Annotated in this window: 6 protein-coding genes and 2 pseudogenes; 5 read left to right on the forward strand and 3 right to left on the reverse strand. The window is 35.9% G+C overall.

All coding sequences use genetic code 11. The features are described from left to right. Positions 1 to 170: 170 nt before the first annotated feature. The 3 genes and pseudogenes from GSY74_RS11005 to GSY74_RS03280 form a co-directional block, all read left to right on the forward strand. Positions 171 to 572, forward strand: a pseudogene (locus GSY74_RS11005) (7TM-DISM domain-containing protein); the annotation flags it as partial. 27 nt (positions 573 to 599) lie between these two features. Next, positions 600 to 1,958, forward strand: a complete 1,359-nt coding sequence (locus GSY74_RS03275; RefSeq protein WP_164663681.1) for a 7TM diverse intracellular signaling domain-containing protein — start codon at positions 600 to 602, stop codon at positions 1,956 to 1,958. Positions 1,959 to 2,177: 219 nt separating this feature from the next. Further along, on the forward strand, positions 2,178 to 3,290 hold the full coding sequence (locus GSY74_RS03280) for a hypothetical protein (RefSeq protein WP_164663682.1): 1,113 nt from the start codon (positions 2,178 to 2,180) through the stop codon (positions 3,288 to 3,290). Positions 3,291 to 3,315: 25 nt separating this feature from the next. Here the strand turns inward: GSY74_RS03280 and GSY74_RS03285 are convergent, their stop codons facing one another. Genes GSY74_RS03285 through ruvX form a run of 3 tightly spaced genes read right to left on the reverse strand, consistent with a single transcriptional unit; the run spans position 3,316 to position 5,210 of the window. Then, the gene (locus GSY74_RS03285) at positions 3,316 to 4,278 is read right to left on the reverse strand and encodes an SH3 domain-containing protein (protein ID WP_164663683.1); all 963 of its coding nucleotides are present in this window, start codon (positions 4,276 to 4,278) and stop codon (positions 3,316 to 3,318) included. A gap of 45 nt (positions 4,279 to 4,323) precedes the next feature. After that, positions 4,324 to 4,824 carry a redoxin domain-containing protein gene (locus GSY74_RS03290; RefSeq protein WP_164663684.1) on the reverse strand — a complete coding sequence of 167 codons (501 nt, stop codon included), beginning with the start codon at positions 4,822 to 4,824 and terminating at the stop codon, positions 4,324 to 4,326. Next, positions 4,821 to 5,210, reverse strand: a complete 390-nt coding sequence (gene ruvX / locus GSY74_RS03295) for a Holliday junction resolvase RuvX (protein ID WP_164663685.1) — start codon at positions 5,208 to 5,210, stop codon at positions 4,821 to 4,823. The genes GSY74_RS03290 and ruvX overlap by 4 nt, the downstream gene beginning before the upstream one ends. Positions 5,211 to 5,536: 326 nt before the next feature. Here ruvX and GSY74_RS03300 point away from each other — a divergent pair, with 326 nt between their 5' ends. Further along, positions 5,537 to 6,361 carry a hypothetical protein gene (locus GSY74_RS03300; RefSeq protein WP_164663686.1) on the forward strand — a complete coding sequence of 275 codons (825 nt, stop codon included), beginning with the start codon at positions 5,537 to 5,539 and terminating at the stop codon, positions 6,359 to 6,361. 273 nt (positions 6,362 to 6,634) lie between these two features. Next, positions 6,635 to 6,892, forward strand: a pseudogene (locus GSY74_RS03305) (hypothetical protein); the annotation flags it as partial.

Here is a 6,892-nt window from a genome sequence, read left to right on the forward strand (position 1 = left end):
TATAAAGGTTATACAATAATTTATAAGATAAATTTAGAAAAAGGTATGATTGATATAGTTAGAATTTTTAACAAGAATAAACCACCACTAAGTTTACAATATAATAATTAGTAAAAAGGTTTCAAAAGGTAAAACAGATAACAAGATTTGTATTAATTCTAATCTCTTTAATAAGCCTCTCCTTTGCAGAAACCACTCTAAAATATAACACAGAACAACTAGACAACTTCTCACTACAATATCATTATGACAAAGAGCAAAAACTAAATATCAACGCCATCCAAAATATAAAATTTGATAAAAAAACATCCAATAAATTTACATTTGGATATATAACAGGAGATATTTGGTTCAAGTTAACGCTTCATAACCAAAGTCCAAACAGAGATTTTATCTTCTATTTAACCGAGTCATTTTTTAATGAAGTTAACTTTTATGAAAAGTATCAAAAGAGTTGGAAAAAAGAGACAAGTGGACTGGCACTGTTTTTAAAAAATGGTGATAAAAAGGACATCAACCCATCGTTTAATTTTACAGTAAAACCACAGAGTCATAAAACATTTTACATCCAGTTTCATACCAAACCTCAAAGCAAAGGGGTGAGTTATGGTGAGTTTAAAATATTCACCCAACAGGCATTTTTATCTCACAATATTTTTGGTGACCATCTGCTCTATCTCTTCTATTTTGGTACACTCTTTTTTATTCTAATTTTTACCCTTTTTCTTTTTATTACACTTAAGGATAGCATCTATATCTACTATGTGGGGTACATCTTTTTTACGGCTGTTTATGTTTTAGCCTATTCAGGATTAACCTATCATATCGATTTGGTTCCGTGGATAAAAGAGTTAAATATATCGGTGCCTCTATTTAGCATATTTTTCATTCTCTTTTCAACCAAATTTTTAGATACACGATTTTATCTCCCTCGTATTGACAAAGTTTTAAATGGTGTATCAATACTCTTGATGCTTACCATACCACTGATTATACTGGATTATGACCCATGGTTCAATATAGTAACCAAAGGTACAACACTCTTGACTCCTCTTCTCATCTACGCCTCTATCTATGTGTTTATCAAAGGGCATACCGAGGTTAAGTATTATATTATCGCTCTGGTTACCTATATGGTCTCTATGCTAACCCTCTCTTTGATGACACAAGGCTTTATAGCCAACAGTGACATTAATCACTACGCGTTTGTCTACGGTTCATATTTTGAGATAGTCTTTTTCTCTTTTGTGTTGGCAAACCGTTTTCATAAAATTCAAAATGAGATTATCACCATAAAAGCGAAAAATGAGCAACTGCTAGAAGCAAAAGTCAAAGCAAGAACCACCAAAATCAGAAGCCTACTCAAAGAGAAAGAGTTGCTGTTAAGAGAGGTCTATCATCGAGTCAAAAACAACTTTCAGATGGTGATAGGGCTTCTTTGGATTGAAGCTTCCCGTAAAAAAAATGATGAACATGAACAGGCTCTTTTAGAGATGATTAATCGTATCAAATCGATGTCGTTGGTACATCAGTATCTGTTGGACTCCAATACCTATTCAGAGATACGCAGTGAAGAGTATCTGCTAAAAATCATAGAGGGGACAGAACAGATATATAGCAGACAGAATATTCGTATAGACAAAGAGATAGACCATTGCATTTTAGAGATGGATTCAGCTATGGCACTGGCTGTTATTGTCAATGAGGTGCTAACCAATGCTGTGAAACATCACCACCAACAGGAGAGTTGTCATATCTACTTCTCTTTTAAAAAGCAAAATAGTGATATAATTGTGACTATAAAAGATAACGGCTTAGGTTTTTTACCAAATGAACAGAGTGATGGATTTGGGTTAAAAATGGTTAAACAGTTTGCTAAAAAGCTAAAATCTAGCCATATTGAGTTTAGTTTTGATAGAGGAACTACATTTGTATTGTCATTTAAATGTTTTTTGTAGGGGTGCCCCTTGTGGGTACCCTAAATATTGCAAATAAAAATATTTCAAATCGCTATTAAATATTGATATATCAAGTGTTAAAACCAATTATAGCAACAAAATAACATCCTAAAAAATAAGAAGTTTATTATCGTAAAAAAAATACTGCTACTAAGTACCATTACCCCACTGTTTGCAACCCAAGAACTAAGCACCTTTAATCAACATGCTCTGTCCAATTTGGCTCCCAAAGGGCATTGGGCAGTACGATTTGAAGCACAGAGCAAAACAGCAAAGATGTTCTATACTAACAGTGGAGAGCATGTTAAACTCGGTTCAGAACTTGATGGAGTCAATCTAAATCAAGATATTTTCCCACAACTTGCTATGTATGGTGCAGGGGCATCACTGGGGCAAACCAATCTTGATGTGGCGATAGATTCAAAATATTTTGAGCTGACCACAGGTTATGGGATTACTGATAAATTGACTATTGGTGCAATTATTCCATATCGTGATATACGAAAAAGCATTAATTTCTCGGTGGGTGGTGGAAATCTTGGACTTAATCCACTGTTCAATAGTACAGAACCTGCTTCGGTAACAAATCTTCCTTATCTTCCTATAGAAAATGGTATCACTCCTATAACAACAGCCCAAATGCAAGAGATACTGGCTAGTAAATATGGATATAAACCTTTGGAGACTAGAAATATCAGTGGTTTTGCTGACCCTACGATTGGTCTGCTTTGGAATGCCTACTCTACAGATGACTCTTCGCTTATGTTAAGTTCAGGCTATCGTTTTGGTATTCAAGAGGGTGACCCAGACAGACTCATAGACACCACCATAAGCAGTGGTAGCTCAACAATTCGACTACAAGCAGAGTACCTCAAAGAGTTAGCTTATGGTTTTGACCTATATAGCAGATTTGAGTATGGGATAGAGCTTGAGGGGAGAGTGACCAAAAGAGTTCCTGAGCAAGGGAAGATGTTAGCACCAAAAAGTAGCAAAGAGAGCCTAACACGAGATTTGGGAGACTATCGAATCTATGATATAGGTTTGGGTAAAACATGGGGCAATTGGAGAACAGCACTTAATTGGTATCGTGCCGAAAAAGATTCCGATAACTATAGCTCATCTAAAGGAACGGATACAACGGCTCTGGAGACTCATACCAGTGGTCATGTCAATCAGTGGAAAACTTCACTCTCATGGAGTGGTATAGAGTCATGGAAGAGAGGAAATCTAGCTCTACCATTGGTGGTCAATCTAGTCTATAGGGATACATATGATGGTAAAAATACACCAGATTACCAAGATGTCTATCTGCAGTTGACCAGTTTTTGGTAGATGAAGGGAATGAAAAGACATCAAGTTAAAAACTCTGGATATAAGCATTTTTATTAATACTAGACCTCACTTTTTCAAGCAGTGCCATAGCTTGTTCAGTTGTCTCATAAGGTCCAATATATATCCGTTTCACCATATTTCCATCTTGGTCTTTATCTTCCAATTGAACATAAGTAAAACCATTGCGACCTATATTTAGGAAATACTCATCATTGGGTTGCCTAAAAAAACTTCCGATTTTAATATAAAATTTCTTATCAGCATCTGCTGTAATCGTCTGATTTGTATCCACAGTCGTTGTGTTGTGCTCTATCTTTTTAGGGAAAACGGTATGTTTTAAATTCTTGATAGCAAGTACCTGAAACTGCTCTCCATCATGAACTAGCCGTATCTTCTGAATATCTTTACCTGACTCATCATCTTTATAGTTTTTAAATTTCCATCTAACTGTGGTCTGTACATCTATATAGGTATCTTTGCGTTTCAAAATCTTCATATATGTCATGTTGTAGCTTCGTTTAGGCCATTTTTTATAAAAAGAGACTTTTTTGGAACGCAACTGCATGTGGCTTACACTCTTTTTCCACATATACTGTTGCATCGGAAAATGGTAAAAAACATTTAGCTTATCTAAAAAGTTCTCCTCATCAGCCATATAGTAGTTTCGCAAAAAATTTTTGATATAGAGCTTTGAAGCAAACCACTCATCCATTGGTTCCAGATAGTAGCGACTAATCCAACCCTCGATATGTTTTCCACCTATAGGATAAGAGATATAGCACCACTCTCTGCCCTGTTTGTTGTATTTACACTCTCTGATTGTGATACCAATCGCATTAGAAGGCAGTGTTCCAACAGCTGTACGAGAGTTTACAACTGGTATCTCTCTTACATTTAATTTTGCACCTTTTTTTAGATGTATCAAACGGTATTCAGTTGCATCTAGCAACCCCATAGTTAGTATAAGTAGTAAAATAATCTTTTTCATGTCAAAATTATACTATATAGGGTTAAGAACAGTATTAAAAGTTTTTTATCGTATTAAACTTAATCTTGCTTTAAGCCCAAGAGTTGTGCTATATCCCACTTCTGAAAACTGCAGAGTCCCATTAGCATCATAGATAAATGTTGTAGGGAACGCCCCCACATCAAATTTCTCTCTGAGTTTGCCCTCTTTATCATTGACAACAGCATAGGTATAACCTCTCTCCTCCATAAACGCTCTCAACTCACTATCAGTTCCAGAGTTAACAGCCACGCTAACAAGATGTACTTCACCCTTTATGCTCTCCAAGTTTGGAGCCTCTATCTTACAAGTAGGACACCAAGTCGCCCAAAAATGTATCACTGTAGGCTTGGTGCCATCACCAACAAAAGCTATCTCATCCCCAGAAATCGACAGAGCTTTAATATCAGGCAAAACTGTATCAGTATCGGGCTTACGCAGATAGTTCAAAGCCATAGATACAACAAATAGCATCAAAAGAGTAATAACAACCTCTTTTATAATTTTTTTAATAGACCAAATTTTCATATACCTAACCATCTCTCCAATATAATTTTAGCAGCCATAGAGTCAATCTTTCCATCTTTTTTATGTCTAAAGACCCCTTTAGTTATCTCTTTTGCCTCAACAGAAGATCCATACTCATCCTGATAAGCCACCTCTATATTTTCTAACTCCAACAGAGAGACAAAATGTTTTATCCGTCTCTCCATCTCCTCTTCACTAGAGCCACCCTTTGGCAATCCAACCACCAGTTGTTCTATCTCCCACTCAACCAAAAAAGCTTTGACATCTCTGGCTGCTTGATTGCGATTTTTACGCAATATCGCATCTTGTGGAAATACGATATTCGCATCCAAGCTAAGAGCCACACCGATTCGTTTTAGTCCTACATCTATACTTGCTATTTTCATAAACAGAAGCATACTATAAATTACTTAATAGACTTCTTTCAAAACTAGGAACCGATGGCTTTAGCCCAATGCCAATGAATTAGCTAGGCTGAAGCCATCGTTTCCTTATATGCAATTTGCATTTTCGGAATCGGCGTGTTTACACCCGAACTATTTGGTTCAAAAAAAGCTTAATTTATTGACATTGGGCTTTAGCCTCGTCATATTCGGGACTAAAGTCTCCGATTCCAAATGAGTTTTGAAAGAAGTCTAATCAACAACAAATACTACACAAATTTTAACTATTATAAAACTTAAATATTTATATTAATGATAAAGGATACTACATGCTAAAGACTCTACTTATTACATCCATATTGGCTACAGCACCGCTTATAGCAGATACAAGTATAAGCTTGGGTACACAAATTGGTGGTGGGGACAAAAGCTATGAACTCAAAAAAAACCAAAAACCAAAAGTCAAAAAAGCAAAAAAGTTCAAAAAAGACCATCACAAATATAACAAACGATATAGAGATTTTGATTATAACAGTAGAGGATACTATAACAATGATGGATTCTACTTTGGTTTTTTTGATAGAAGTGGATACTTTTTCAACAATATATATTTTGAGTATGACTCAGGATACACCTACCGTGATAGATTATATATAAGAGGGAACTTTGCACCTCGCCATAACCACCGTCGAACCTATAGGCATCATCGTCATAATCATTGGAATAGAGAACACCGATACAGAGAACCTGATGTGATAGTCCGTGGTCACTACTACGAAGAGCGATACTACCCTAGAGATAGAGACCGCGGCCACTACAGAGACAATGTTAGAACTGACTACTACAATGAGTATCAACGAGATAGTTATAGAAGAGATAATTATAGAAGGGATAGTTACCGTAGAGACGACAACCACCACTATAGAGACTCCTCTCGCAGAAGCTATCAAAGAGATAATGCTAGAGTAAGAGACCATAGATTCTCAGATAGAAGCCCCAGCAGTCACAGAGATTCAAGTCACAGAGATTCAAGTCACAGAGATTCAAGTCACAGAGATTCAAATCATAGAAAAGATAACACAAAAGTAAGAACTCATAGATTTTCAGATGAAAAAGAGTCTAAAAGTTCTGGACGATTGCAGATTACTAAATAGAATTTAAGTTATTTTTAAGCTACTTTAACCTATCTTATAGTTAAAAACTAGACTTCTTTAGAATCGAAGACTTTAGTCCCGAATATTACGAGGCTAAAACCCAATGCCAATGAATTAGCGAGGCTGAAGCCATCGTTTCCTTATATGCAATTCGCATTTTTGGAATCGGCGTGTTTACACCCGAACTATTTGGTTCAAAAAAAGCTTAATTCATTGGCATTGGGCTAAAACCATCGGTTCCTAGTTTTGAAAGATGTCTACTAAAGGAGCTAAATGATAATCAAAGAGATAAAAGAGTACAGAGATATAAAAGAGAAAGCGAGAACCTATCTGTGCTATATTATGAGTAGCAATATTTCTCATACTGCCCATGCCAATAGTCAAAATCTTGATACGCTATTGGACAATATGCAAATGCTCAAAAAAGCCATTCCAAAAAGTGAAGTGCTTTATGCACTCGATGGTAATGGTATTCAGATGATTGACAGTATCTCTCAGTACCCCAAACTAAATGGGGTCAACAAGGGTAAA

Origin of the sequence: Sulfurovum sp. bin170, assembly GCF_010892395.1 — a bacterium.
GTDB lineage: Bacteria > Campylobacterota > Campylobacteria > Campylobacterales > Sulfurovaceae > UBA1140.